Here is a 23,759-nt window from a genome sequence, read left to right on the forward strand (position 1 = left end):
CACGCCGCCTGCCCCGGTCAAGCCTCGATCAAGGCTCAGCAGTAGTTCACCGCACGACTCGCGGACGTGAAGCCCCAGAGCTCGATCCCGGCCTCCCGCGCCAGCCGCGCGGCGAGGCTCGTCGGTGCGCCCACGGCGACGATCGACCCGATTCCGCTGGCCGCGGCCTTCTGCACCAGCTCGAAGCCCACCCGGCCGCTCAGCACCAAGCAGGCGGCCGCGGCGGGCTCGCCCGCGAGCACCCGCGCGCCCACGACCTTGTCGACCGCGTTGTGGCGCCCGACGTCCTCCCGGACCACGAGCAGCGTCCCGTCGGCGGTCGCCAGGCCCGCGGCGTGCACACCGCCCGTGCGGGCGAACAGCTCCTGCCGCTCGCGCAGCGCCTCGGGCAGACGGCGTACGACGTCCGCGGCGGGGCGCTCGCCCGACCACGGTGTCGCGGACCGGACCTCCAGGGCGTCCGCCACGCTGTCCTTGCCGCACACGCCGCACGCCGAGGACCCGGCGGACGCGGCCACGTGGCGGTGCGGAACCGCGGCGGACCCGGTGACGGTCACCGTGACGACGTTGAACTCCTGCTCGGGATCGAGGTCGTCGTCGGTGCAGTAGGCGACCTGCGCGAGCGTGTCCGGCGTCGCGAGGCCCTCGTGGACCAGCCAGCCGGCGGCGAGCTCGAAGTCATGCCCGGGCGTGCGCATGGTGACCCAGGCGCGGCGTGGCGCCAGAGCACCGACGCGGACCCGGATCTCGAGCGGCTCCTCCGTCACCAGGCGGTCCTCGCGCGGGATCTCCGTGTCGCCGGCGTGCTCGACGACACGCGTCCTGACGGAGGGTCCGGGTCGCTTCGCGCGCTCGATCGTCACGCCTCGACCCTAGCCCGCGGCACGGCACCCCGGTGGCCGAGATCACGTCGTCGGGAATGTCAGGACTGCCCTTCCGGTTCTCTAAGATGTAAGAGCCGCAAAGGAGCGGCTATCTCTTACACAGACCCACTCGCATGAGGGCCGGAAAGCCCTCGGAAGGACAGATCTCCCATGACCACGCAGCTGCACCTCGCCTTCAGCCTCGTCGACGCGCGGGCTCACTCGGCCGAGGACCGCGCCCTCCTGCGCAACGTGGAGATCGCCCGCCGCGAGGAGCGCCGCGCCCGTCGTGCCGCGCGCCGCGCCGCCCGCTGACGCACGTCAGTCGTCGGGAACCCTGATCCCGACCCTGCGCCCGGCCCCACGCCCGGCGCTCGCGGCAGTCCGCCGCGGACCGACACCCTGCCGGAGCATGCTCTGGCAGGGTGTTGTGCATGGACACCCCCACTGACGGCGACCTGCGCAGCATCGAGCTCACCCGCATCGGACCGGCCCGGTTCAAGGCCACCAATGCCCGCGGCGGCGAGACCTTCATGGGCACCGGGGGAGAGGACCCCGACTTCACGCCGGTCGAGCTGCTGCTCGCCGCCATCGCCGGGTGCAGTGCCCTCGACGTCGAGGCGATCACCCACAAGCGCACCACCAGCACGTCGTACGACGTCCACGCGGAGGGCACCAAGGTCCGCGACGACCAGGGCAACCACCTGACGGGGTTGCGGGTCACCTTCGACATCGCCTTCCCGGGTGGCCCGGAGGGCGACGCCGCCCGCGAGCGCGTCCAGGACGCGATCGAGATGTCCCGCGACCGCCTCTGCACGGTCTCGCGGACCGTGCAGATCGGTGCGGACGTGGTCTACGAGAACCTGGGCGCAGGCGTCAGCCGACGGTGACCTTCTCGATGGTGACCGCCTTGTTGGGCGTGCCGCCACCGGCCGGGTGGGCGTTGTCGTTGCCCTCGGCCGCGATCGCCTCGATCACCTCGAGGCCGGCCTCGTCGATGGTCCCGAAGACGGTGTAGTCGGGGGTGAACTGCGAGTCGCGGAAGACCAGGAAGAACTGCGACCCGTTGGTGTCCGGGCCGGCGTTGGCCATCGCGAGCGTGCCGGCCGGGTAGGTCTCGTCACCGGTGAGCTCGTCGGCGAAGGAGTAGCCCGCGCCGCCCGAGCCGGTGCCGGTCGGGTCGCCGCACTGGAGGATGCCGAACCCCGCCTGGTCGCCGATGCGCGGGCACGGGGTGTCGTCGTAGAAGCCCTGCTCGGCGAGCGAGACGAACGAGTTGACCGTGCACGGCGTCGCGGCGGCGTCGAGGGTGAGCCCGATGTCTCCGAAGTTGGTGGTCATCGTGGCGCTGATGGTGCCCTCGGAGGGTGCCTCGGCTGGCGGGGCCTCGACCTCGCGCGCGGGCTCCTGGCCGTCGGCGGGGTACTCGCAGGTCGTCGTCGCCCCGCCCGCAGCGGGCGCGTCCGACTCCGACTCGGAGGCCGAGGGCGTCTCGCTCGAGGTGTCCGCGGCGGTGTCCGAGCCGTCGCTCTCGTTGCCGCAGCCGGCGAACGTGAGGACGGACAGGCAGGCCGCGACGGCGGCGCCGCGCTTGAGGGCGGTGGTCTTCAGCATGCCGACGACTCTAACCAGCGGCCCGTCACATCTCCTCGTGGGTGTCGGGGTCGCCGCCGAACAGACGTCCGTCGTCCTCGGCCAGCGCGCTGATGGCGTCCATCTCCTCGCCGGCGAGCTCGAAGCCGAAGACGTCGAGGTTCTGCCGCTGGCGCTGCGGGTCGGCGGACTTGGGGATCGGCAGCGAGCCGAGCTGCACGTGCCACCTCAGGATGACCTGGCCGGGAGTCACGCCGTGCGCCTCCGCGGCATCGGCGACGGCGCTCTCCCCGAGCGGCGCCCGCCGCTTGCCCATGGGGCTCCACGCCTCGGTGCGGATGCCGAGCCGGTCGTGCACCTCGCGCATCCGGGCCTGCGGGAAGCGCGGGTGCAGCTCGACCTGGTTGACCGCCGGCACGACGCCGGTGTCGTCGATGATGCGGGTGAGGTGCTCCTCGGTGAAGTTGGAGACGCCGATCGAGCGGACCAGCCCGTCCGCCTGGAGCCGGACGAGCGCGCGCCACGCCTCGACGTACTTCCCCTGCGACGGGTTGGGCCAGTGGATGAGGTGCAGATCGGTGCGCTCCACGCCGAGACGTTCGAGCGAGCCGCGGACCGACGCGATCGCGTCGTCGTACGCGTGGTGCCGGCCGGGGATCTTGCTGGCGACCACGACCTCGTCGCGCGGCAGGCCGGAGCGCCGCAACGCCTCGCCGACCTCGGCCTCGTTCTCGTAGTTCACGGCCGTGTCGAGCATCCGGTAGCCCGCCTCGAGGGCGGACACCATCGCCGCGGTGCCGTCCTCGCCGCGCAGCGGATAGGTGCCGAATCCGATCGCGGGGATCGTGGTGGCATCGTTGAGGTCGTACGTCGGGGTCATGTCCCCAACCTAGGACGGACCACCCACAACTCCGGCCCGGTCGGTGCGTCACACGTGTCACGGCCCGCACCGGAGGCCGACCCACTCGGAGGAGCTTCATGCGACACATCCCTGCCACCGTCTCGCTGATCGCCCTGGCGCCCTTCGGCGTCCTGGGTCTGACCGCGGGCCCGGCGACGGCGGAGACCACCTGCGACGGGAGGGTGCCGACCGTCGTCGTCACGCCCGGCGTGCCGACCGTGGGGACGCCGGGTGACGACGTCATCCTGGGCACGATCGCACCGGACCGGATCGACGGCGGTGCGGGCAACGACACGATCTGCGGGCTCGGCGGCGGCGACACCCTGGTCGGCGGGCCGGGCGACGACCGGCTGTTCGGTGGCCTCGACGGTCAGTACGTGCCGGACGACGGCTACGACGGCGACATCATCACCCCCGGGCCCGGCGACGACTACATCGACATGGGTGACGACCCGGCGTCCGCGAACGTCGACTACGTCGACCGGCCGGCCCGGTACGACACGATCTGGTTCGACGGCGCGCCCGGTCCGGTCAGCGTCGACCTGTCGGTCGGCGTGGCGACCGGCGAGGGCAACGACACGATCGTCGTGCCGGCCTACTCCGGCGGCATCGTCGGCTCGGCCTACGACGACCACCTCGTCGGGTCGCGCGGTCCGGACCGCCTGGTCGGCGGTGCCGGTGACGACGGGATCCGCGGCCTGGCCGGTGACGACGAGATCCAGCCCGAGGACGGCGACGACATCGTCCGCGGCGGTATCGGCGAGGACTTCATCCTCGCGCCGGACCGGGGCCGCGACCGGCTCTACGGCGACGACGGCGACGACTACGTGGAGGCCGGGGGACCGCGGACCGACATCGGCGGCGGTGGCGGCAAGGACTTCCTCGTCGCCCACGACGGCGCCAGCGTCCACGGTGGAGGCGGCAACGACGAGATCGAGACGGACCTGGTCCGACGGACGCGCACCGAGGTGGACGGCGGCGGCGGACGCGACATCGTCCGACTGCAGGTGCCGAGCTCCGAGTTCCCCCGGGGCTCGAGGTACGTCGTCGACGTGCCGCGCAAGCGCGTGACGGTCGGCGGCTCGAAGCGGATGCGCTACGAGTCCGTCGAGGACCTCCGGTTCTCGGGGCGGAGCGGCTTCCTGAGGTACGTCGGTGGCGCCGGGCGGGACCGCTTCTCGGTGACCGGCACCATCCAGGTGACGGCGTACGGCAACCGGGGGGCCGACGTCCTCGCCGGCAGTGGGCGCAACGACCTGCTCGTCGGTGGCCCGGGTCGCGACCAGCTCGTCGGCGGTGCCGGCCGGGACCGCTGCCTCAGCGGCGAGCAGCTGCGGCAGTGCGAGGTGCGTCGCTGACGCTCATCGCTCGAGGCGCAGCTCCTGCGCGTCGATCAACGCCGACGCCTGTGTCAGCGCAGCCGTGCTGTAGGCGCCGATGGCCTGCTCCTCGTGGAGCGCGTCCCGCATCAGCGAGATGTAGTGACGGTGGAGCAGCATCCGCTGCGACGCCAGGGTGAGGGCCTCAGGGGTGGTGTCACCGCGCCGTTCCTCGATCCGGTCGAGCCACGCCAGGGACTCAGTGGCGACCTCGGGGTCGATCGCCTGTCCGTCGACGACGAGGGCGTCGAGCGGTCCCAGGGCCTGGGAGGCGGTGCGCGTGATGTCGCCGAACAGGTCGATCACCTCGTCCCGGGTGTCGCCCGGGTCGGCACCCGAGACGCCGAGGGTGCGGATCAGCAGCGGCAACGTGCCGCCGTACAGCAGCAGGGACGTGACCGCGACGACGAAGGCGACGGTGATCAGCAGCGTGCGCTCCTCGACCTCGGTGCCGATGGTCAGTGCGGCGGCGAGCGTGACGACGCCGCGCATGCCGGCCCACGAGAGCACCACGCCCCCGCGTGCTGTGACCGGCTCGCTCTCCTGGTAGTCGACGTCGGCCTGACCGCGCTGGACGCGTCGCCGGAACTGCGACATCCGCCTCTGGCCGCGCTCGCTCGCCACCCGCGGCTCCGCGGCCATCGAGTCCACCCGGTCGCTGATGGACGACAGCCGCTCGCGCATGGCGTCGAGCCTGGGCTGCCGTCGACGGGCCGCCAGCACCTGCACCGCGACGAAGGCCGTGCGCAGGACGAGCAGCACCCCCAGCACGAGCGCGGCGACGACGACGACCTCCGTCGGCGTGCTGTTGGACTCGTCGAGGTCGCGCAGCAGGCCCTCGACCTGGAGGCCCATGAGGAGGAAGACGCCGTTCTCGACGAGGAACTGCAGGGTCAGCCAGTTCGTGCGCTCGGTCAGGCGCTCGCGCGCCGTGAAGCGGCGCGAGCCGTGGTGGCCCGTGACGAGCCCGGCGACGACGACGGCCACGACGCCGGACGCCTCGGCCTCCTCGGCCGGCAGGAACGCCAGGAACGGCACGATGAAACTGACGGCCGTCATCAGGACCGGGTCGGCGAGCTTGCTCCGCAGCCACACGGTGGCGTGGCCCACGACGAAGCCGATCACGATCGCGAGCACGACGGCGCGGGCGAAGTCGACGACGGCGTCGCCGAGGCTGAAGCCGGCGGTGATCGCCAGCAACGCCGTACGCAGCACGACGAGGGCCGACGCGTCGTTGAAGAGGCTCTCGCCCTCGAGCACCGTCATCAGCCGGTGGGGGAGTCCGAGCCGCTTGCCGATCGCCGTCGCGGCGACCGCGTCGGTGGGGCTCACGACCGCGCCGAGCGCGACCCCGGCGGCGAAGGACACCTCGGGCACGACCAGGTGCACGACGGCTCCGACGACCAGGGCCGAGACGACGACGAGGGTGACCGACAGCCAGGTGATCATGCCGAGGCTGCGCCGCAGGTCGATGACGGGCACCTGCACGGCGGTGGCGTACAGCAGGGGTGGCAGCGCGCCGAGCAGGATCCAGTCCGGCTCGAGCGTGAACTCGGGCGTGCTCGGCACGAGGCTGAAGACGATGCCGACGACCAGGAGGACCAGGGGAGTGGCGATGCCGGTGCGGCGGGACAGCACGGCGGCGACCACGATGGCCATCAGCGCGGCGATGGCGAGGGTGAGGAGCTCCACGGCCGCCAGCCTAGATCTGCTTGTGCGTACCCTTGCGGTTACGTAACACATCGGGTACGTTCGTGTCATGGATGCGGTACTGCAAGCGCTGGGGGACAGCAGCCGACGCACGATGCTGGGGATCCTGCGTGACCACCCGGCCACCGTCGGCGAGCTGGCGGACGCACTGCCGATCGCACGCCCCGGCGTCTCGCGCCACCTGCGGGTGCTGCGGGAGGCAGGGCTGGTGACGGTCGAGCAGGACGCGCAACGTCGCATCTACAGCCTCCGCCCGGAGGCGCTGGTCGAGGTCGACGAGTGGCTGGAGTCCTACCGGGAGCTCTGGCAGCACCGCCTCGACGCGCTCCACACCGAGGTCGCGCGCGGCAAGCGCGCGCGACGAGAGACGAAGGACGAGTCATGAGGCTCTTGGGGACCCTGCACCAGCTCGACGACACGCGCGGCGCCGTGCGCGTGGAGGACGTCTACGACACCGACATCGACGACCTGTGGGCGGCGTGCACCGATCCGGACCGCCTGGCGCGGTGGATCGCGGACGTGTCGGGGGAGCTGCGGCAGGGCGGCACCTTCGCCGGCGTCTTCACCAGCGGGTTCGAGGGTGCGGGACGGATCGAGGTGTGTGAGCGTCCTTCGCGCCTGGTGCTGTCGACGTGGGACAACGACGCGCCGGAGCAGGTGTCGACCATCGAGGTCGCTCTGACCGAGGAAGGTGACCGGACGCGGCTGGTCGTCGAGGAGCGGGGGATCCCGCTGGCTCAGGCGCGGTCGTACGGCGCCGGCTGGCAGGTGCACGCCGAGGACCTGGCGGCGTACGTCTCCGGAGGCGAGCGCGACGAGGACCCCCAGCGCTGGAAGGACGCGGTCGAGGCCTACCGGGACGAGCCGGTCGAGGCCGTCGCCTGATCGTGCGTCAGGCCCTGCCACGGCGACAGGTCGAGGCCCGGATAGCGCTGGCCGACGCCGGCCAGCGTCTCCTCGGTCCAGTACGCGTGGCCCGGGGGAGGGAAGCCGAACAGCTCCAGCTGTCGCGGGGTCGCCTGCTCGACGAAGGCGTACCAGGCGTCCTGGTGGCTCCGGTCGGCCCAGGCGTGGCGATGGGCCCACTCGACGGCTGCGGGACGGTAGTTGAGGTGCATCGTGAAGCGCGCTCCGCGCGGCTCGGTGATGGCCGCACCGCGGTGCACGGTCTCCGGTCGGAAGGCCACCACCGTCCCGGCCGGCCCGGTCGCGGGGACCTCGGCCTCGTAGAGGTCGGGGCGTCCATCGCCGGCGACGAAGCCGCCGTCGTCCTCCGCGACCTCCGCGCGGGGGAAGAAGTTCGGCTTCGCCGGGAGCGACTCGGTCGCAGGAGAACGGCGCACCATCCGCGGTGCTCCCAGGTCGGGCGTCACGTCAGAGAGGAAGACGAACATCTCGACCTGCGCGAACGCCGGGTCGCTCGACGGCACCAGGATCGTGTGGTTCAAGTAGTCGCGGTGGAGGTCCTGGTCGTAGTCGGCGGCGCCCTGGTACTTGGCCCACGCCTCGGCGGAGTAGAGGCGTACGGCGTCCGTGCCGAGCAGCGTCGTCGCCAGCGTCACCAGGGCGTCGGACACCGGGACGCGGTTGAGGGCGAGGCTGGCGAACGGGAAGCCGTCGATCCCGTCGAACTCGTCGCCGATGAATCTCGCGTTGCGACCGGGGTCGACGCCGTCGTGGAAGTCGTCGCCCGACGGGAACAGCTGTCCGAGCTCGCCCTGGGCCGCCGTGAGCTCGTCGGCCGGCAGGTAGCCCGGCAGCACGACGTACCCGTCCTCGAGCCAGGTCGTGCGCGCAGCATCCAGGTCCACGTGTCGATCCATGCAGGGGAGTATCGCCGCGAGCGACGAGCGGTGCACCTGCGTTTCCGTCGCGGCAATCTGACATAATGTCAGTTATCGGCGATATATCCACGCTCAGGCAGCCCCTCTCAGGCGTTGCGCGGTGATCCTGACGTGGATGGTGCACCAAGGTGACCGCAGAGTGTCGCTCCGACGAGTTAGGTTCCAGCGCATGGACATGTTGCGGGGAGACAGGATCGCCGAGGCCCATCTGACCGACTGGCGCAAGCTGGCCCAAGGCATCCACGCGAGGTACGTCGTCGACGACTTCGGTGCTGCTGCACGGTTCGTCGTGGCGGTCGGTGAGGCCGGCGACGAGATCGGCCACCACCCGAAGGTCTCGATCGGTCCCGGCCACGTCGACCTCAAGCTCAGCAGCGACGACGCGATCTACCGCGAGGACGACGGCACCGAGCACGTCGTCGAGTGGGTCACCCATCAGGACATCGACCTGGCGCGACGGATCACCGAGGTCGCCGCGGGCCAGGGCCTGGCCGCAGATCCGGGCGCCGTGGCGGCAGTCGAGCTCGGCCTGGACACGCCGGACTCCGCGGTCATCGCGCCGGTCTGGGCGGCGCTGCTCACCGGCAACCCCGACGACCAGGGTCGCGGCACGCCGAGCGACGAGGTCCGTGACGGCGGTGGACGCGTGCCCAACCTGTGGTTCGGCGACCGGGAGCGGTGTGAGCGCCAGTCCTGACGCCACGAGGGCGAACGTCACGGCCGCGACGACCAGCATCGGTCGTACGCCGACCGCATCGGCGAGCACGCCGGCGATCGGCGCCACGACGACGATCACCGCGCGGTTGATCGACCGCAGCGTCGTGTTCGTGCGCGCCTGGAGCTCGTCGGGCGTCACCAGCTGCCGATAGCTCATCTCGTGGGAGTTGCTCATGCCCATCGCCAGGCCGTACAGCCCCTGCCCGAGCATCAGCAGACCGATCGTGGCGGCCCGGGAGGTCGGCTCCCCCGCCAGCGCCATCACGACGACGCCGGTCGTGATGATCGAGTGGCACAGGATGATCGTGCGTCCGGTGCCGAGCCGCCGTCCGACCGCCGTGGTGATCGTCGCCCCGACCACGGCCCCGACTCCCCCGACCGCCCCGACCAGACCGAACTGGAAGGCCGAGAGGTCGAGCACGAGGAACGCGTACGGCGCCAGCACGACGCCGACGACAGCGTTGCCGACGAACCACACGTGCGTCGCGATCGCGAGGGTCCGTAGCCCCGACCGGCCGTAGGCCCACCGCACGCCCTCGACGATGTCGCCGAGCAGGCCGCGCACCGTCACCCCGGTCCGGGCGGGCGGCTCGTCGAGGTCGATCCGCCGGAGCGTGATCGCCGAGTAGAGGTAGGTCAGCGAGTCGACGAGCACGGCGAGCGGCGCCCCGACGGCGCTCACCAGCGCACCGCCGATGGCCGGTCCCGCCATCGACCCGACGGCGTCCGCACCGTCGATGCGGGCGTGCGCCGGTTGGAGCCGGTCGCGTGGCACGAGGCGTGGCAGGAACGACATCGTCGCTGCCATGTTGACGACCGCGGCAGTGCCGTAGAGGAAGACGATCACCAGCAGCGCGGCCAGCGACAGCACGTCGAGCCACCACAGCAGCGGGATCGTCAGCAGCAGCACCGCCTGGATCACGTCGGTGCCGATCATCAGCGGCAGCCGTCGGCGCCCGTCGACGAGCGCACCGATGACCAGGCCGAACACCAGGTAGGGCAGCCAGCGCGAGGCATTGAGCCAGCCGACGTCGGACGCGGTGCCGTCCAGGGTCAGCACCACGAGTGCCTGCAGGGCGAAGAGCGTGACGTAGGTGCCCAGCACGGACACGGCGTCGGCCCGCCAGTAGTACGAGAAGGACCGCGAGATGAAGAACCCGCCGTCGCTCACGCGCGCAGTCTAGGTTCGGGGCATGGGTCACCGCGTGCCGCACTCACCGCTGCCGATCGACCAGTCGGAGGTGACCTACGACCACGGACCGGACTCGGTGCCCCGACCGGACGTCCCCCGCGGCCGCACCACGGAGCTGTCGATCACCGACCCGCGGGCATTTCCGGGGACCACGCGGAGCGTGTGGGTCCACGAGCCCGCAGCGTCGACCGACACACCGGCTCCGGTCGTCGTCTTCCAGGACGGCGCCGGCTTCGTGGACCCCGACGACGAGATGCGGGCGACGGTCGTGCTCGACAACCTGGTCGCCGCCGGCGCGGTCCCGCCGCTCGTCGGTGTCTTCGTCGACCCCGCCGACGGCAACCGCAACGCCGAGTACGACGCCGCGGACGGGACGTACGCCGGCTTCCTCCTCGACGAGGTGCTCCCCCGCGTCGCCGAGGTCGTACCGATCAGCACCCGGCCCGAGGACCGGGCGCTCTGTGGCTTCAGCAGCGGCGGCAGCGCAGCATTCACGGCGGCGTGGCACCGGCCGGACGCGTTCGGCAAGGTCGTCGGGCTCTCGTCGAGCTTCCCGCAGGTCGCCGTCGACCACCCGCGCCTGGTCGCGGACGAGCCGGTCAGGCCACTACGGATCTTCCTGCAGGTCGGGCACCGCGACCTCGGCTGGGACGAGCCCGACGACAACTGGGTGGCCGCCAACCTCGAGGTGGGCGCTGCGCTGCTGCGCCGCGGCTACGACGTACGCCTCGTCGTCGGCGACGGCGGCCACGACGGCAACCACGGCGGCGTCCTGCTCCCCGATGCGCTCCGCTGGCTCTGGCGCTGACGCTCAGCCGAGGCGACGTACCTGATAGGTGCCGACCGTCGAGGCGACCACCTCGCCGGCCGCGTCCGTGAGGGTCGCCTCCAGCACGAACTCGCCCTTGCCCGTGGCGAGCGCGTAGTCCAGGATGCGGGCGACCTCGTCGTCGGACAGCGACGCCTCGGCGCGTACGACGCCCACCGCGGGTCGCCGGAACCGGATCGTCGACTCCTTGACGAGCGGCACGAACCCGGCGAGCTCGCCCTCCAGGTCGAAGGTGGCCAGGCACAGCACCCCGCCGAGCATCTCGGCGACGCTGAACAGCGAGCCGGCGTAGGTGACACCGAAGTGGTTGACGTTGGGCTCCGGAGGGAGCTCCGCGACGGCCCGTCCGGGGACGACCTCGACGAGCCGGATGCCCATCGCAGCGAGGATCGGCACCGACCCCACCGCTGCCTCCACTCTCAACGTATAAGCCATCAGGGGGCTTGCCGCAAGGCCCCGTGCCTCCCGCACACTGCACGGCGTGATGCCGCTCGACACCTCTCCCTTCGCCCTCTCCGACGCCCTCGCTGCCAAGAACGACCCGACGCTCATCGACACCGATCGTGCCCACTTCGCCGCGACCGCGACCAGCCTCGAGCACACGATCGCCGAGCTGGAGCAGACCCTCGCCGAGGCGAAGAAGGGCGGCGCCCGCTACGGGACAGCGGCCCTCGAGCGCGACCAGGAGGTGCACCGGCTGACCGCCCGGTTGCGTGCCCTGCGCCGGTTCGACCTCGACCTCTGCCTGGGGCGGATCGTCCACGCCGACGCCGCCATCACCTACATCGGGCGCCTCGGCCTCGCCGACCCCGACGGCCGTCGACTGCTGGTCGACTGGCGCTCCCCCGCCGCCGAGCCGTTCTTCGCCGCCACGCACGCGCAGCCGTACGGCCTCGTCAGCCGGCGCCGCTACCGGTGGGCCGCCGGCCGGATCGTCGACTACTGGGACGAGGCCTTCACCGAGGAGGGCCTCACCCACACGGCCGCGCTCGACGACCAGTCCGCCTTCATCGCGACGCTCGGCGGCAGTCGTACGGAGCGGATGCGCGACGTGCTCGGCACCATCCAGGCCGACCAGGACGCCATCGTCCGCGCCGGCTCCCGTGGCGCGCTCGTCGTCGACGGTGGCCCCGGCACCGGCAAGACCGTCGTCGCGCTGCACCGCACCGCCTACCTGCTCTACGCCGACCCGCGGCTCGGCCACCGCCGCGGCGGGGTGCTGTTCGTCGGTCCCCACCAGCCCTACCTGGCCTACGTCGGCGACGTGCTGCCGAGCCTCGGCGAGGAGGGCGTGCAGACCTGCACGATCCGCGACCTGGTGCCGGAGAAGGCGGTCGCCGAGGAGGACGAGCAGGTCGCCGCCCTCAAGGGCGACGTCCGGATGGTCGCCGCGATCGAGCCGGCGGTCGCGCTCTACGAGGAGCCCCCGACCGAGCCGGTGCTCGTCGAGACGCCGTGGGGCGACGTCCGGATCACGGCCGCCGAGTGGGCCGAGGCCTTCGACTCCCCCGACCCCGGCACGCCGCACAACCTCGCCCGCGACGACGTGTGGGACGAGGTGCTGACGATCCTGGCCGACAAGCTCGACTCCGACGAGCTGACGGCCGACGACTTCCGGAAGGTGCTCGAGCGCCACCGCGGCCTGCGCGACACCTTCGACCGGGCGTGGCCGCTGATCGAGCACACCGACCTCGTCGGCGACCTCTGGACGGTGCCGGCCTACCTCCGCCGGTGCGCGCCGTGGCTCGAGCCCGACCAGGTGCAGGCCCTGCGGCGCCCGGACCCGGAGGCGTGGACGTACGCCGACCTGCCGCTGCTCGATGCCGCACGCCTGCGGCTCGGCGACCCGGAGGCGTCTCGGCGCCGACGTCGTACGCACGCCGCGGAGGCTCGCGAGCGCGCCCGGATGGCCGAGGTGATCGACGACCTCCGCACCACGGCGCGCGAGTCGGGCGCGGACGAGTTCGGCGAGGGGCTCGTGTCGATGCTGGTGCACGACGACCTCCGGACCGCGCTGGTCGACGACGCGGCGCTGCCGAGTGCGGACGTCGACCTGCTGGCCGGGCCGTTCGCACACGTCGTGGTCGACGAGGCGCAGGAGCTCACCGACGCCGAGTGGCAGATGCTGCTGCGTCGCTGCCCCTCGCGCAGCATGACGATCGTCGGCGATCGCGCCCAGGCCCGGCACGGCTTCGCCGAGTCGTGGACCGAACGGCTCGAGCGCGTCGGCCTGCCCGGCGCGATCGTCGCTCCCCTGACGGTGAACTACCGCACGCCCGCCGAGGTGATGGCCGAGGCCGAGCCGGTCATCCGCGCCGTACTGCCGGAGGCCAACGTGCCGACCTCGATCCGCGAGAGCGGCATCCCGGTGCTCCACTCCCCCGCCGCCGAGCGCGACGCCATCCTCGGGGGCTGGCTCGCGGAGCACGCCGACGGTACGGCGGTGGTGATCGGCGACCGGTCGTTCGCCGACCGGCGGTTCGACGGGCGGGTCCGCTCGCTCACGCCCGAGCTCGCCAAGGGGCTGGAGTTCGACCTCGTCGTGCTCGTCGACCCCGAGCTCTTCGGCGAGGGCGTGACGGGGGCGGTCGACCGCTACGTGGCGATGACCCGCGCCACGCAGCGGCTGGTGGTGCTCACGTCATGAGTTCTGCGGGTCCGAACCCCGAGATCTCATGACGACCGGATCTGGGCGTGCGAACGAGCTGGCCCGTGTGGTCCGAGGGTGGCACGCAGGGCGGTGATGTCCTCGGGGCCGACGCGGCAGCAACCGCCGACCAGCCGGGCCCCGGCCATGACCCAGGCGGACACGTCCTCGGCGCGGAAGGCGGAGGACCCCTCCCACTGTCGGGTCTCCGCGTTCCAGGCCTGGCCGGAGTTCGGGTAGACGACGCCGGCGCCGAAGGCGGCGCCAGCCGTGGGGACGGCGTCGCGCGCGTCGAGCGGCGTCGTGCAGTTGATCCCGACGGCGACGATCTCGGCGACGTCGGCGGCCATCGCGAACGCCTCCCCCAGGTGCTCGCCCTGGCGCGTACGTCCGTCGGCAGCGGTCAGCGACAGCCAGGCAGGTACGCCCGTGCCGTCGAGCTCGGCCAGCACGGCCTCGACCTCGGCGAGGCACGGGATCGTCTCGATCGCCAGCACGTCCGCGCCGTCGCCGACCATCGAGGCGAGCACGTCGAGCCGCGGTCGGTGGAAGGCGCGCAGTCCGTCGACGTCCAGGTCGTAGTCGCCGCGGTACTCCGACCCGTCGGCCAGCACCGCGCCGTACGGCCCGACGGACGCCGCCACCCAGCCCTGCGGTGCGACCTCGTCGCGTGCGGATGCTGCGAGCCGGACGCTGCGCCGGAGGAGCTGCTCGACCTCGTCGCGCTCCACGCCGGTGGCGCCGAAGCCCTCGAACGAGACCTGGTAGGACGCCGTGGTGGCCACCTCGGCGCCGGCCTCGAAGAACTCGCGGTGCGCGCGCTCGATCGCCGCGGGGTCGTCGCGCAGCAGGCGGGCCGACCAGAGGTCGGACGAGAGGTCGTGGCCGTGCCGCTCGAGCAGGGTGGCGAGCCCGCCGTCCAGGACGACGGGGCGGTCGGCGATCACGTCGCTCAGGCTGGTGCGGGTCACGGCACGAGTCTGGCACCCGAGGGGTGTGCCCGGCGCTTGGTCTCGTCGGCGACGATCGCCGGGTGCCAGAGGGACACACGATCCACCGCCTCGCGCGACGCCACGCCCGGCTGCTGGTCGGCCAGCGCGTCGCAGCCGACAGCCCGCAGGGCCGCTTCGAGGACGGCGCCCGGTTGCTCGACGGGCGCGTGCTGGGTGCGACCGACGCGTGGGGCAAGCACCTCTTCCACCGCTACGACGACCTGTGGCTGCACGTGCACCTCGGGCTCTACGGGAAGTTCCGCGACGGCGTCCTCCCCGCTCCCCCGGCCCGCGGCGCCCTGCGGTTGCGCCTCGTCGGCGCCGAGAACTGGCTCGAGCTGCGCGGCCCGACCGCGTGCGAGGTGCTCACCACCGCTGAGCGCACGACCGTGCTCACCCGGCTCGGTCCGGACCCGCTGCGGCGACGACCGGACGTGGAGGCGTTCGTCGACCGGGTGCTGCGCAGCCGTGCACCGATCGCGACGCTGCTGATGGACCAGTCGGTGGTCGCGGGCGTCGGCAACGTCTACCGCGCCGAGGTGCTGTTCCGGCACCGACTCGACCCCTACCGGCCGGGTCGCGACCACGACGCGTCCGTCCTCCACGCCCTGTGGGACGACCTCGTGGTGCTGCTCCGCGCCGGCGTGCGTGCCGGGCGGATCGTCACCACGCACCCCGAGGACCGCGAGCGACCGGCGGGACGGCCCCGTCGGGTCGACGCCTACTACGTCTACGGCCGTGCCGGCCTGCCCTGCCGGATCTGCGGCACCCCGGTCCTCGACGCGACCATCGCAGCGCGCCGGCTCTTCTGGTGCCCCGTCTGCCAGGCGTGACGCGCGGTCAGCGACCGACGTACGCCGCGAGGTGCTTGCCGGTGAGGGTCGGCTCCTTCGCCGCGACCATGTCGGCCGGCGGGCCCTCGAAGACGATCGTGCCGCCGTCGTGGCCGGCGCCGGGGCCGATGTCGATGATCCAGTCGGCGTGCGCCATCACGGCCTGGTGGTGCTCGATCACGATGACCGACTTGCCGGAGTCCACGAGCCGGTCGAGCAGGCCGAGCAGGTTCTCGACGTCGGCGAGGTGGAGGCCGGTCGTGGGCTCGTCGAGGATGTAGACGTCGCCCTTCTCGCCCATCTGCGTCGCGAGCTTGAGCCGCTGCCGCTCGCCGCCGGACAGCGTGGTGAGCGGCTGCCCGAGCGACAGGTAGCCGAGGCCCACGTCGGCGAGCCGCTCGAGGATCTTCATCGCGGCCGGGATCTTCGCCTCGCCGCCGCTGAAGTGCTCGAGGGCGTCCACGACCGACATCTCGTGCACCTCGGCGATGTCCTTGCCGCCGAGGGTGTGCTCGAGGACCTCGGCCTTGAAGCGGCGGCCCTCGCACTCCTCGCACGGCGACTCGACGGTCGCCATCGGGCCGAGCTCGGTGAAGATCACACCGGCGCCGTTGCACGTCGAGCAGGCACCCTCCGAGTTGGAGCTGAACAGTGCCGGCTTCACGCCGTTGGCCTTGGCAAAGGCCTTGCGGATCGGCTCGAGCAGGCCGGTGTACGTCGCCGGGTTGCTGCGTCGCGAGCCCTTGATCGCGCCCTGGTCGATCACGACGACCTCGTCGCGACCCGCGAGCGAGCCGTGGATCAGCGAGCTCTTGCCCGACCCGGCGACACCGGTGACGACCGTCAGCAGTCCGAGTGGCACGTCGACGTCGACGTCCTTGAGGTTGTGCGTGCTCGCGCCCCGGACCTCCATCTGCCCTGTCGCCGCGCGCACCGAGTCCTTGAGCGAGGCGCGGTCGTCGAGGTGCTTGCCGGTGATCGTGCCGCTGGAGCGCAGGCCCTCGACGTCGCCCTCGAAGCAGATCGAGCCACCGGCGGAGCCCGCGGCAGGGCCGATGTCGACGACGTGGTCGGCGATGGCGATCGTCTCCGGCTTGTGCTCGACGACCAGCACCGTGTTGCCCTTGTCGCGCAGCTGGAGGAGCAGGTTGTTCATCCGCTCGATGTCGTGCGGGTGCAAGCCAATCGTGGGCTCGTCGAAGACGTAGGTCACGTCGGTCAGGGAGGACCCGAGGTGCCGGATCATCTTGGTGCGCTGCGCCTCACCGCCGGACAGCGTGCCGGCCGGACGGTCGAGCGAGAGGTAGCCCAGGCCGATCTCGGAGAACGAGTCGAGCAGGTGCTGGAGGCCCTTGAGCAGCGGCGCGACCGACGGCTCCTCGAGATCCCGGATCCACCCGGCGAGGTCACTGATCTGCATCGTGCAGAGGTCGGCGATGGACTTGCCGCGGATCTTCGACGCCCGCGCCTCGGCCGTGAGCCGGGTGCCCTCGCAGTCGGGACAGGTCTGGAAGGTGACCGCGCGGTCGACGAAGCGCCGGATGTGCGGCTGCATCGCCTCGGGGTCCTTGGACAGGATCGACTTCTGGATCTGCGGGATCATCCCGGTGAAGGTCAGGTTGACGCCCTCGACCTTGAGCTTGGTCGGCTCCGACCACAGCATCGTCTCGAGCTGCTTCTTGGTGAAGGACTTGATCGGCTTGTCCATCGGCAGGCCCATGCCCTCGAACAGCCGGCCGTACCACCCGTCCATCGAGTAGCCCGGCACCGTCAGCGCGCCGCCCGACAGCGTCTTCTCCTCGTCGTACAGAGCGGTCAGGTCGATGTCGTTGACCTTCCCCATGCCCTCGCAGCGCGGGCACATGCCGCCGAGGTAGACCTCCTGCTTGGCAATGCGCCGCTCGGTGCGCCCGCCCTTCTCGGTGGTCATCATCCCGCTGGCCTTGCGGGTCGGGACGTTGAAGGAGTACGCCGTCGGCGGGCCGACGTAGGGGTCGCCGAGCCGGCTGAACAGGATCCGCAGCATCGCGTTGGCGTCGGTCGCGGTGCCGACGGTCGAGCGCGGGTTGGCGCCCATCCGCTCCTGGTCGACGATGATCGCCGTCGTCAGTCCCTCGAGGTGGTCGACGTCGGGCCGCGCCAGCGACGGCATGAAGCCCTGCACGAACGCGCTGTAGGTCTCGTTGATCATCCGCTGCGACTCGGCCGCGATCGTGGCGAAGACCAGCGAGCTCTTGCCCGATCCCGAGACCCCGGTGAAGACCGTCAGCCGGCGCTTCGGGAGGTCGACCGAGACGTCCTTGAGGTTGTTCTCGCGGGCTCCCTCGACCCGGATCAGTGCGTGGTCGTCGGCTGGGTGTGTGGTCGTCATTGCTGCGCGTCTCCCCTGTGCTGTGGCGACTGTCCCTGTTCCCGCGGTCGCATCCTGCCAGTACGACGTACCTGCGTGCTCGGATGTGACGTCGCACCCCCGTCGGGATGGGGTGGAGGGTTCGTCCAACGTGCGACTGTCGACGCATGACGACCAACGACGACCGCGGGACCGTTGCCGAGATCATGAAGGAGACACGGACCGCCGTGCTGACCTACGTGTCGCTCGCCGGTGACCTCGTCTCGATGCCGATGGGCATGCAGGACTTCGAGGACCCGGCGACGACGTGGTTCATCACCCAGCGCAGCAGCGACAAGGTCAGCGCCATCGAGGCCGATCCGCGGGTCAACGTCTCCTACGCCAGCAAGGCCGGCTGGGTGTCCCTGTCCGGCACGGCCCACGTCAGCGACGACACGGCCAAGCTCGAGGAGCTGTGGGACGCCTCTGCCGGCGCGTTCATGTCCGGCGGCCCGGAGGACCCCGACAACCTGCTGCTCCGCATCGACGGCGCCACCGCGGAGTACTGGGAGAACCCGGGAAAGGTCGCCATCGCGGTGCAGGTGGCGAAGGGCCTGGTCACGGACGGCGAGCCCGACCTGGGTGACAACGACATCGTCACCCTCTGACCAGGCCGGAGTAGGTTCGACACCGTGCTCGTCGAAGCCCGCGGGATCGCCACTGCCGATGAGGCCTGGCTCCGCTTCACCACGCCCGCCACCTGGTCCATCTGGGCGCCGCTGATCCGCTCGGTCGAGTCGTCCGACGACCAGCTGGCCGTCGGCACCACCGGGCGCGTGCACGGCCCACCGGGCGTCGCCGTCGACTTCGAGGTGACCGCCGTCGACCCCGAGCAGCGCACGTGGTCGTGGCGTGCCGGTCGCGGCCCGGCCGAGGTCGAGATGGACCACCACGTCGTACCCGCTGCCGGAGGTGGCAGCCGCGCCTTCCTCCGCGTGCCCGGTCGCTCCGCTCCCCTGCTCCAGCCCTACCGCGTCCCGGCGGCCGCCGCCCTCCGCGGGCTCGTGCGCGACCGCAGCGGGCTCGGCGGCGAGGAGGAGGACGTCGAGGTCTTCGACTTCGCGTTCGCGCGTTCCTACGCCCTCGCCGGCCGCCCGTTCGGGATCACTCCGAAGACGACCGGCGTCGAGCTCGGCCCCCAGTGGCTCCACGTCCGCTACGGACCGTGGCGACTGCTCACGCCGCGCAGCAACATCGCCTCTGCCCAGGTCACGGGTGGCTTCTCCTTCGTCAAGACCGCCGGCCCGCCCCACCTGTCCTTCGGCGACCGCGGCGTCTCCTTCACGAGCAACGGTGACCGCGCGCTGTGCCTGCGCTTCCACGAGCCGGTCCCGGCGATCGACCCGACGGCGACGATCACCCACCCCGGAGCGACGCTCTCGGTTGCCGACCCCGAGGCGCTCGCCGCCGCGCTCGACATCTCGTACGACGTCTAGGCGGTGCGGGCACCGGGTATCCGGTGACCGCCACCCCAGTGCGGTCGCTGTGGTGCGGCATCCGCACCACAGCCACCGCACAACGGCCGCGCCTCGGCTCGCGACCTCGGTAGGCTCACGACCTGACGACCTCGAGACCCAGCCACTCCCCCAGCGCACCGAGCTCCGCGTCGACCCGCCTGCGGCGCGCGGCCGACCAGTCGCCGTCCTCGTGGACCGCGTCGACGATCAGCACGCCGCCCTGGCGGTCGGCCGTCGCGTCGACCTTGCCGACCAGCTCGTCGCCGTCGAGGACGGGCATCGCCCAGTAGCCCCACTGCCGCTTGGCGACCGGCTTGTACATCTCTAGCTGGTAGTCGAAGCCGAAGACGTCCTCCATCCGCTTGCGGTCGAAGACCAGCCGGTCGAGCGGGGACAGGATCGCGGTCCGCCCCTCGAAGTCCTCGTCGAGGTATGCGGGGTCGACGCGCCACACCCCGCGTACCCCCTCGATGCGCGCGCCCTCGCCGACCCCGCGGACGTCGTGCTTCTCCTCCCACGCCTCCAGCGCGCGTGGACGCGCGACACCGAGCGCGCGCAGGCGGCGACGAGCCAGCTCGAGGTGTGCCTCGGCGACCGGCACGGGCCGGTCACCCGGGTGGATCCGCTCGGCCAGGTCCCACCGGCGCTCGCGTCCCTCGCGCGACGCCACCGCGACCTCGCCACGCGACTCCATGCACTCGAGCAGCTTCATCACGTTCTTGTCGTTGGTCCACCCGCTCGAGCGCCAGGGCACGTCGCAGGTGTCCGGGATGTCCCGCGCGGCGGTCGGCCCCTCGGCACGCAGCAGGGCCAGCACGTCCCGTCGGCAGCCGTCGTTGGCGGCCACCCAGTCGCGCAGGTCCTCCTGCCACTCCTTCAGCGGCGGCTCGCCCGGCCACAGCTCCATGTCGGCGGCGACGAGGGCGATGTCCTCGCTCGGGAGCAGGTGCGCCTTGTGCTCGACGAGAGCACCGTCGCCGACGAGCTCCTCGAGGTCCTCGGGCTCGTACGCGTTGCCGAGGCGCGTCCAGAGCGCGAGGTCGGCGTGCTCGGCGACCACCCGGGTGAGGTCGACCTGGAGGAAGCCGAGGTGCCGCACCACGTCCAGCACGTCGGTGGGTCGCTGCGCACCGAGCAGCTGGGCGCGTACGGCGATGCGGCGGGCCTGACGCGGCGCGAGCTCGTGCACGGTCCCCGACGCCATGTACTGATTCTAGGAGCCGGCATAGACCAGTCTGCGGTGATCGGGTCATGCCGGGCGTGGCCCGATCGGGTCATTCCCTCACGAAATCGGGCAGATCTCGTCAATCCGGGCGAGTGCTCCGTCATGCGGTGGCACCGTCGACGTCTACCAGGTGTGGGGCGAGGCGCCCCGCTCGGGACGTCAGCAAGAGCACGTAGGGAGCAAGGCCATGTGGGACACCGTCGAGACCAACACCGGTCCGGGCTCGGTGCACCTGTCGCACGACATCCCGTGCGTCGACTGCGGGCACGCCCGGCACACCTACCTGCCGTGCTCCGACACGTGCGCCTGCGCGCACGACCGGATGCTCAGCGCTGTTTGACCCGGTCCTTGACCTTGTCGCGATAGCGACGCCTGACCCCACGGACGAAGCGCTCGCGCACCTTCTCCGGGTGCGGAGGTCGTCCGTCCTCGTCGAGCTCGTAGCTGGCGACCTTGGCCAGCCGCGGACGCTCGTGGTCGTCCACGACCTCGCCGGTCACCCACCACATCTTCAGCCTCGGCCCGTCGACCCGCAGGCAGGCCAGGTTGTTGTCGAACCACGGCCCTTCCGCGTAGCGCCAGCTGAGCGGGGCGTCCGCCACGTGCACCGACCTCGACGCCAGCCGCCCCACCGGTCCGGCGACGCCGTAGGACAGCACGGCCGTGGCGAAACGCATGTTGCGTGAGAGCGGGTTGCGGATCGGCGAGCACACGGCCTGCAGCACGGTGGACCGCAGTGGGCGAGCACCGTCGACAGGCTCGGCCTCGCTGACATAGCTGTGGTGCACGTCGCCGGAGAGGAAGGTGACCGTCGAGGGTGCTCGACCTCGCTCCCCCGCCGCCACCTCCATCGCCTGTCGCGCGACCTCCTGGAAGCTCTTCTGGAAGGCGCCCCAGTGCTCGAGGTCGACGGCCTGGCGCAGCTTCTCGCCGAGTCGACCGCCCCTCTCGCCCCAGGCACCGCCCGCGAGGGCCTCGCTGAACGCCTCGAGGTGGTGCAGCCCGCGAGCCAGCAGGAACGGCAGGGACGTGCCGACGAGCAGGTGGTCGACGTCGCCACGCAGCTGCTCGTCCAGCCACGCCGCTTCGTCGGGGTCGAGCAGCGCACGGTCGTCGGGGTCGAGCTGGCGGGCCGCCCGCGAGTCGACCACCACGAGCCGCACTTGGGTGTCGTACTCCCGGGTGTAGCTCCAGCGGTACGTCGTCGGGTGCTGGTCGACCCGTTCGGCGAACGCGTCGATGGCCGGCCCGAAGTCGTGCTCGTCGTCGCCCTCGTGGGCGAGCACGGCGGCGTAGAGCTCGTCGGCACGTCGTTCGGCCGGCGACATGTTGCCGAGGTGCTGGTAGACCCAGTACGACCCCAGCCCGGCGACGATGCGACCGTGCCACCACGAGGTGGCCTCCATCTTCTCACGCCACTCCTGCGAGGTGTTCCAGTCGTCGCGGATGTCGTGGTCGTCGAAGATCATCGCGCTCGGGACCGTCGACATCAGCCACCGGTTCGCCGGGTCCGACCACGCCAGCGCGTAGAGGTGGGCGTACTCCTCGTAGTCCTGGAGCTCGGTCCACGGCGGCTGCTCGATGTCGCGCCGTGACTCGATGAAGGCGCGCATCTCGTCCGTGGTCTCGTCGGCGTAGACCTGGTCGCCGAGGAACAGCATGAGGTCGGGCAGCCGCTCCGGAGCGAGGTCGGGGTCGTCGGCGTCCGCGGGGTCGACCTGGTCGGCGAGCCGCAGCGCCCATGCGCGCAGCGCGTCCACGCCGTGGGACCTGTTGCCGGTCTCGTCGTGGGTGACCGAGGTGCGGCACGAGCCGAAGGCGAGGCTCAACGGTCGCCCGTCCTCGAGAGTGGCGATCACCGGGGCGGGAAAGGGAGACCTTGGCTCGGGCCACACCTGCTCGCCGTCCACGGACACCGTGTAGGTCTCGGTCGTGCCGGGCTCGAGGCCGTCGAGCTCGACCAGCGCGTAGTGGTGGCCGTGCACCACGAACGTCCGGGCAGTGGCCGACACCGCGCCCCGCTCCACCCGCACCGTCGCGGAGCCGCGGGTCTCGACCCAGACGCACGCGGAGGTGTCGTCGACGTAGCGCAGCAGCGGACCCAGGACCAGGAGGTCGTCGGTCGCACTCACGGCTGGAGGAGCACCTTGATCGCGCGGCGCTCGTCCATTGCGCGGTAGCCCTCGGCGGACTGCGCCATCGGCAGGGTGAGGTCGAAGACCTTGCCCGGGTCGATCGACCCGGACAGCACCCGCTCGAGGAGGTCGGGGAGGTAGCGGCGCACGCCCGCCATGCCACCGGCGAGGCCGACGTTCTTCTGGAACATCCGGCGGACCGGCAGCTCGACCCCGTGGGGTACGCCGACGAAGCCGACCGTCGATCCCGGGCGGGCGATCGCGAAGGCGGTCTTCATCGACTCGTCGGTGCCGACGCACTCGAGGACCGAGTCGGCGCCGACGCCCTTCGTGAGCTCGGCGATGCGCGCGCCGCCCTCGTCGCCGCGCTCCGCGACGATGTCGGTCGCCCCGAAGGCACGGGCGATCGCCTGGCGCGGCTCGTGGCGTGACATGGCGACGACCCGCTCGGCGCCCAGCTGGGCGGCCGCCAGCACGCCGCAGAGGCCGACCGCGCCGTCGCCGATGACGACGGTGGTCCCGCCGGGCTTCACCCCCGCCGAGACAGCAGCGTGCCAGCCGGTGGCCATCACGTCGGAGAGGGTCAGCAGGGACGGGATGAGCGAGGCGTCGGGCATGCCGTCGGTCTTGACCAGACTGCCGTCGGCCTGCGTGACGCGGGAGTACTCGCCCTGCCCGCTCGCGGTGAAGCCGAGGTTCTCGCATGCAGCCTGCACGCCGGCGACACAGTGCGCACAGGTGTTGTCACAGTGGCAGAACGGCACGATCACGAAGTCGCCGGGCTTGAAGTCCTTGACCGCACTGCCGACCTCCTCGATCACGCCGACGCACTCGTGGCCGATCGTCGATCCGGCGTCGATGTCGTTGGCACCGCGGTAGGGCCAGAGGTCCGAGCCGCAGATGCAGCCCGCGACCACCTTGACGATCGCGTCGGTCGGCTCCTCGATGACGGGGTCGGGGACCTCCTCGAAGCGGATGTCACCGGGGGCGTGGATCGTGGTTGCTCGCATGTTCGCGATCCTGCCACGCCCTCGGGCAACCTTTCCCCCGGCC

The 23,759-nt window shown here is 71.7% G+C and carries 22 protein-coding genes and 2 pseudogenes; 12 read left to right on the top strand and 12 right to left on the bottom strand.

Annotation, left to right across the window (positions count from 1 at the left end; genetic code table 11):
• Positions 1 to 35 precede the first annotated feature (35 nt).
• A complete protein-coding gene (locus tag JI751_RS10005; RefSeq protein WP_307814066.1) occupies positions 36 to 863 on the bottom strand; it encodes a formate dehydrogenase accessory sulfurtransferase FdhD in 828 nt (275 codons plus the stop codon).
• 171 nt (positions 864 to 1,034) lie between these two features.
• On the opposite strand from JI751_RS10005, the gene JI751_RS10010 reads away from it, so the two are divergent.
• Both JI751_RS10010 and JI751_RS10015 read left to right on the top strand, forming a co-directional pair.
• Complete coding sequence (locus JI751_RS10010) at positions 1,035 to 1,178, top strand: hypothetical protein (RefSeq protein ID WP_201935964.1); 144 nt, start codon at positions 1,035 to 1,037, stop codon at positions 1,176 to 1,178.
• Between the two features lie 119 nt (positions 1,179 to 1,297).
• Positions 1,298 to 1,753, top strand: a complete 456-nt coding sequence (locus JI751_RS10015; protein ID WP_201935966.1) for an OsmC family protein — start codon at positions 1,298 to 1,300, stop codon at positions 1,751 to 1,753.
• Here JI751_RS10015 and JI751_RS10020 read toward each other — a convergent pair.
• Both JI751_RS10020 and JI751_RS10025 read right to left on the bottom strand, forming a co-directional pair.
• Positions 1,740 to 2,477, bottom strand: a complete 738-nt coding sequence (locus tag JI751_RS10020; protein WP_201935967.1) for a peptidylprolyl isomerase — start codon at positions 2,475 to 2,477, stop codon at positions 1,740 to 1,742. The two genes, JI751_RS10015 and JI751_RS10020, sit on opposite strands and share 14 nt — an antisense overlap.
• A gap of 25 nt (positions 2,478 to 2,502) precedes the next feature.
• Positions 2,503 to 3,336 carry an aldo/keto reductase gene (locus tag JI751_RS10025; protein ID WP_201935970.1) on the bottom strand — a complete coding sequence of 278 codons (834 nt, stop codon included), beginning with the start codon at positions 3,334 to 3,336 and terminating at the stop codon, positions 2,503 to 2,505.
• A 98-nt stretch (positions 3,337 to 3,434) separates the two neighbouring features.
• Between JI751_RS10025 and JI751_RS10030 the strand changes: the two genes are divergently transcribed.
• Entirely contained in the window at positions 3,435 to 4,715 is a 1,281-nt protein-coding gene (locus tag JI751_RS10030) for a calcium-binding protein (RefSeq protein WP_201935972.1), read from the top strand.
• A 3-nt stretch (positions 4,716 to 4,718) separates the two neighbouring features.
• On the opposite strand, the gene JI751_RS10035 is transcribed toward JI751_RS10030, so the two are convergent.
• Positions 4,719 to 6,428, bottom strand: a complete 1,710-nt coding sequence (locus tag JI751_RS10035) for a cation:proton antiporter (RefSeq protein WP_307814067.1) — start codon at positions 6,426 to 6,428, stop codon at positions 4,719 to 4,721.
• 67 nt (positions 6,429 to 6,495) lie between these two features.
• Here JI751_RS10035 and JI751_RS10040 point away from each other — a divergent pair, with 67 nt between their 5' ends.
• Positions 6,496 to 6,831 carry an ArsR/SmtB family transcription factor gene (locus JI751_RS10040; protein WP_201935974.1) on the top strand — a complete coding sequence of 112 codons (336 nt, stop codon included), beginning with the start codon at positions 6,496 to 6,498 and terminating at the stop codon, positions 6,829 to 6,831.
• Positions 6,828 to 7,331: an SRPBCC family protein gene (locus tag JI751_RS10045; protein WP_201935975.1), complete on the top strand. Its 504-nt coding sequence runs from the start codon at positions 6,828 to 6,830 to the stop codon at positions 7,329 to 7,331. The genes JI751_RS10040 and JI751_RS10045 overlap by 4 nt, the downstream gene beginning before the upstream one ends.
• On the opposite strand, the gene JI751_RS10050 is transcribed toward JI751_RS10045, so the two are convergent.
• Positions 7,298 to 8,269: a phytanoyl-CoA dioxygenase family protein gene (locus JI751_RS10050; RefSeq protein WP_201935976.1), complete on the bottom strand. Its 972-nt coding sequence runs from the start codon at positions 8,267 to 8,269 to the stop codon at positions 7,298 to 7,300. The two genes, JI751_RS10045 and JI751_RS10050, sit on opposite strands and share 34 nt — an antisense overlap.
• Before the next feature lie 196 nt (positions 8,270 to 8,465).
• On the opposite strand from JI751_RS10050, the pseudogene JI751_RS20965 reads away from it, so the two are divergent.
• Positions 8,466 to 8,747: pseudogene (locus JI751_RS20965) on the top strand (4a-hydroxytetrahydrobiopterin dehydratase); the annotation flags it as partial.
• A gap of 105 nt (positions 8,748 to 8,852) precedes the next feature.
• Here the strand turns inward: JI751_RS20965 and JI751_RS10060 are convergent.
• Positions 8,853 to 10,178: pseudogene (locus JI751_RS10060) on the bottom strand (MFS transporter); the annotation flags it as partial.
• A gap of 22 nt (positions 10,179 to 10,200) precedes the next feature.
• Between JI751_RS10060 and JI751_RS10065 the strand changes: the two are divergent.
• Positions 10,201 to 11,007, top strand: a complete 807-nt coding sequence (locus JI751_RS10065; RefSeq protein ID WP_236666059.1) for an alpha/beta hydrolase — start codon at positions 10,201 to 10,203, stop codon at positions 11,005 to 11,007.
• 3 nt (positions 11,008 to 11,010) lie between these two features.
• On the opposite strand, the gene JI751_RS10070 is transcribed toward JI751_RS10065, so the two are convergent.
• Complete coding sequence (locus JI751_RS10070; protein WP_307814068.1) at positions 11,011 to 11,445, bottom strand: PaaI family thioesterase; 435 nt, start codon at positions 11,443 to 11,445, stop codon at positions 11,011 to 11,013.
• Positions 11,446 to 11,512: 67 nt separating this feature from the next.
• On the opposite strand from JI751_RS10070, the gene helR reads away from it, so the two are divergent.
• Positions 11,513 to 13,675 (top strand): RNA polymerase recycling motor ATPase HelR, encoded by a 2,163-nt coding sequence (gene helR / locus JI751_RS10075; RefSeq protein ID WP_201937030.1) that lies wholly within the window; start codon positions 11,513 to 11,515, stop codon positions 13,673 to 13,675.
• A 26-nt stretch (positions 13,676 to 13,701) separates the two neighbouring features.
• Here helR and mmuM read toward each other — a convergent pair whose 3' ends face one another.
• Complete coding sequence (gene mmuM / locus JI751_RS10080) at positions 13,702 to 14,646, bottom strand: homocysteine S-methyltransferase (protein ID WP_201935979.1); 945 nt, start codon at positions 14,644 to 14,646, stop codon at positions 13,702 to 13,704.
• 62 nt (positions 14,647 to 14,708) lie between these two features.
• Here mmuM and JI751_RS10085 point away from each other — a divergent pair, with 62 nt between their 5' ends.
• Positions 14,709 to 15,500, top strand: coding sequence for an Fpg/Nei family DNA glycosylase (locus JI751_RS10085; RefSeq protein ID WP_201935981.1), 792 nt, complete (start codon positions 14,709 to 14,711; stop codon positions 15,498 to 15,500).
• A gap of 7 nt (positions 15,501 to 15,507) precedes the next feature.
• Here JI751_RS10085 and JI751_RS10090 read toward each other — a convergent pair whose 3' ends face one another.
• A complete protein-coding gene (locus tag JI751_RS10090) occupies positions 15,508 to 17,871 on the bottom strand; it encodes an ATP-binding cassette domain-containing protein (protein ID WP_201935984.1) in 2,364 nt (787 codons plus the stop codon).
• A 146-nt stretch (positions 17,872 to 18,017) separates the two neighbouring features.
• Between JI751_RS10090 and JI751_RS10095 the strand changes: the two genes are divergently transcribed.
• Together JI751_RS10095 and JI751_RS10100 are read left to right on the top strand one after the other, a co-directional pair.
• Positions 18,018 to 18,497, top strand: a complete 480-nt coding sequence (locus JI751_RS10095) for a pyridoxamine 5'-phosphate oxidase family protein (protein ID WP_201935986.1) — start codon at positions 18,018 to 18,020, stop codon at positions 18,495 to 18,497.
• 24 nt (positions 18,498 to 18,521) lie between these two features.
• Complete coding sequence (locus JI751_RS10100; protein ID WP_201935987.1) at positions 18,522 to 19,325, top strand: SRPBCC family protein; 804 nt, start codon at positions 18,522 to 18,524, stop codon at positions 19,323 to 19,325.
• Positions 19,326 to 19,440: 115 nt separating this feature from the next.
• Here the strand turns inward: JI751_RS10100 and JI751_RS10105 are convergent, their stop codons facing one another.
• The gene (locus tag JI751_RS10105) at positions 19,441 to 20,550 is read right to left on the bottom strand and encodes a DNA glycosylase AlkZ-like family protein (RefSeq protein ID WP_201935988.1); all 1,110 of its coding nucleotides are present in this window, start codon (positions 20,548 to 20,550) and stop codon (positions 19,441 to 19,443) included.
• Between the two features lie 208 nt (positions 20,551 to 20,758).
• Between JI751_RS10105 and JI751_RS10110 the strand changes: the two genes are divergently transcribed.
• Positions 20,759 to 20,911: a hypothetical protein gene (locus JI751_RS10110; protein WP_201935989.1), complete on the top strand. Its 153-nt coding sequence runs from the start codon at positions 20,759 to 20,761 to the stop codon at positions 20,909 to 20,911.
• On the opposite strand, the gene JI751_RS10115 is transcribed toward JI751_RS10110, so the two are convergent.
• Both JI751_RS10115 and JI751_RS10120 read right to left on the bottom strand, forming a co-directional pair.
• Positions 20,898 to 22,703: a DUF7800 domain-containing protein gene (locus JI751_RS10115; RefSeq protein ID WP_201935990.1), complete on the bottom strand. Its 1,806-nt coding sequence runs from the start codon at positions 22,701 to 22,703 to the stop codon at positions 20,898 to 20,900. The two genes, JI751_RS10110 and JI751_RS10115, sit on opposite strands and share 14 nt — an antisense overlap.
• Entirely contained in the window at positions 22,700 to 23,716 is a 1,017-nt protein-coding gene (locus tag JI751_RS10120; protein WP_201935991.1) for a zinc-dependent alcohol dehydrogenase family protein, read from the bottom strand. Before JI751_RS10120 ends, JI751_RS10115 begins: the two co-directional genes overlap by 4 nt.
• Between the last annotated feature and the right edge of the window lie 43 nt (positions 23,717 to 23,759).

This window comes from Nocardioides baculatus, from assembly GCF_016735675.1.
Classification (GTDB): Bacteria; Actinomycetota; Actinomycetes; order Propionibacteriales; family Nocardioidaceae; genus Nocardioides; species Nocardioides baculatus.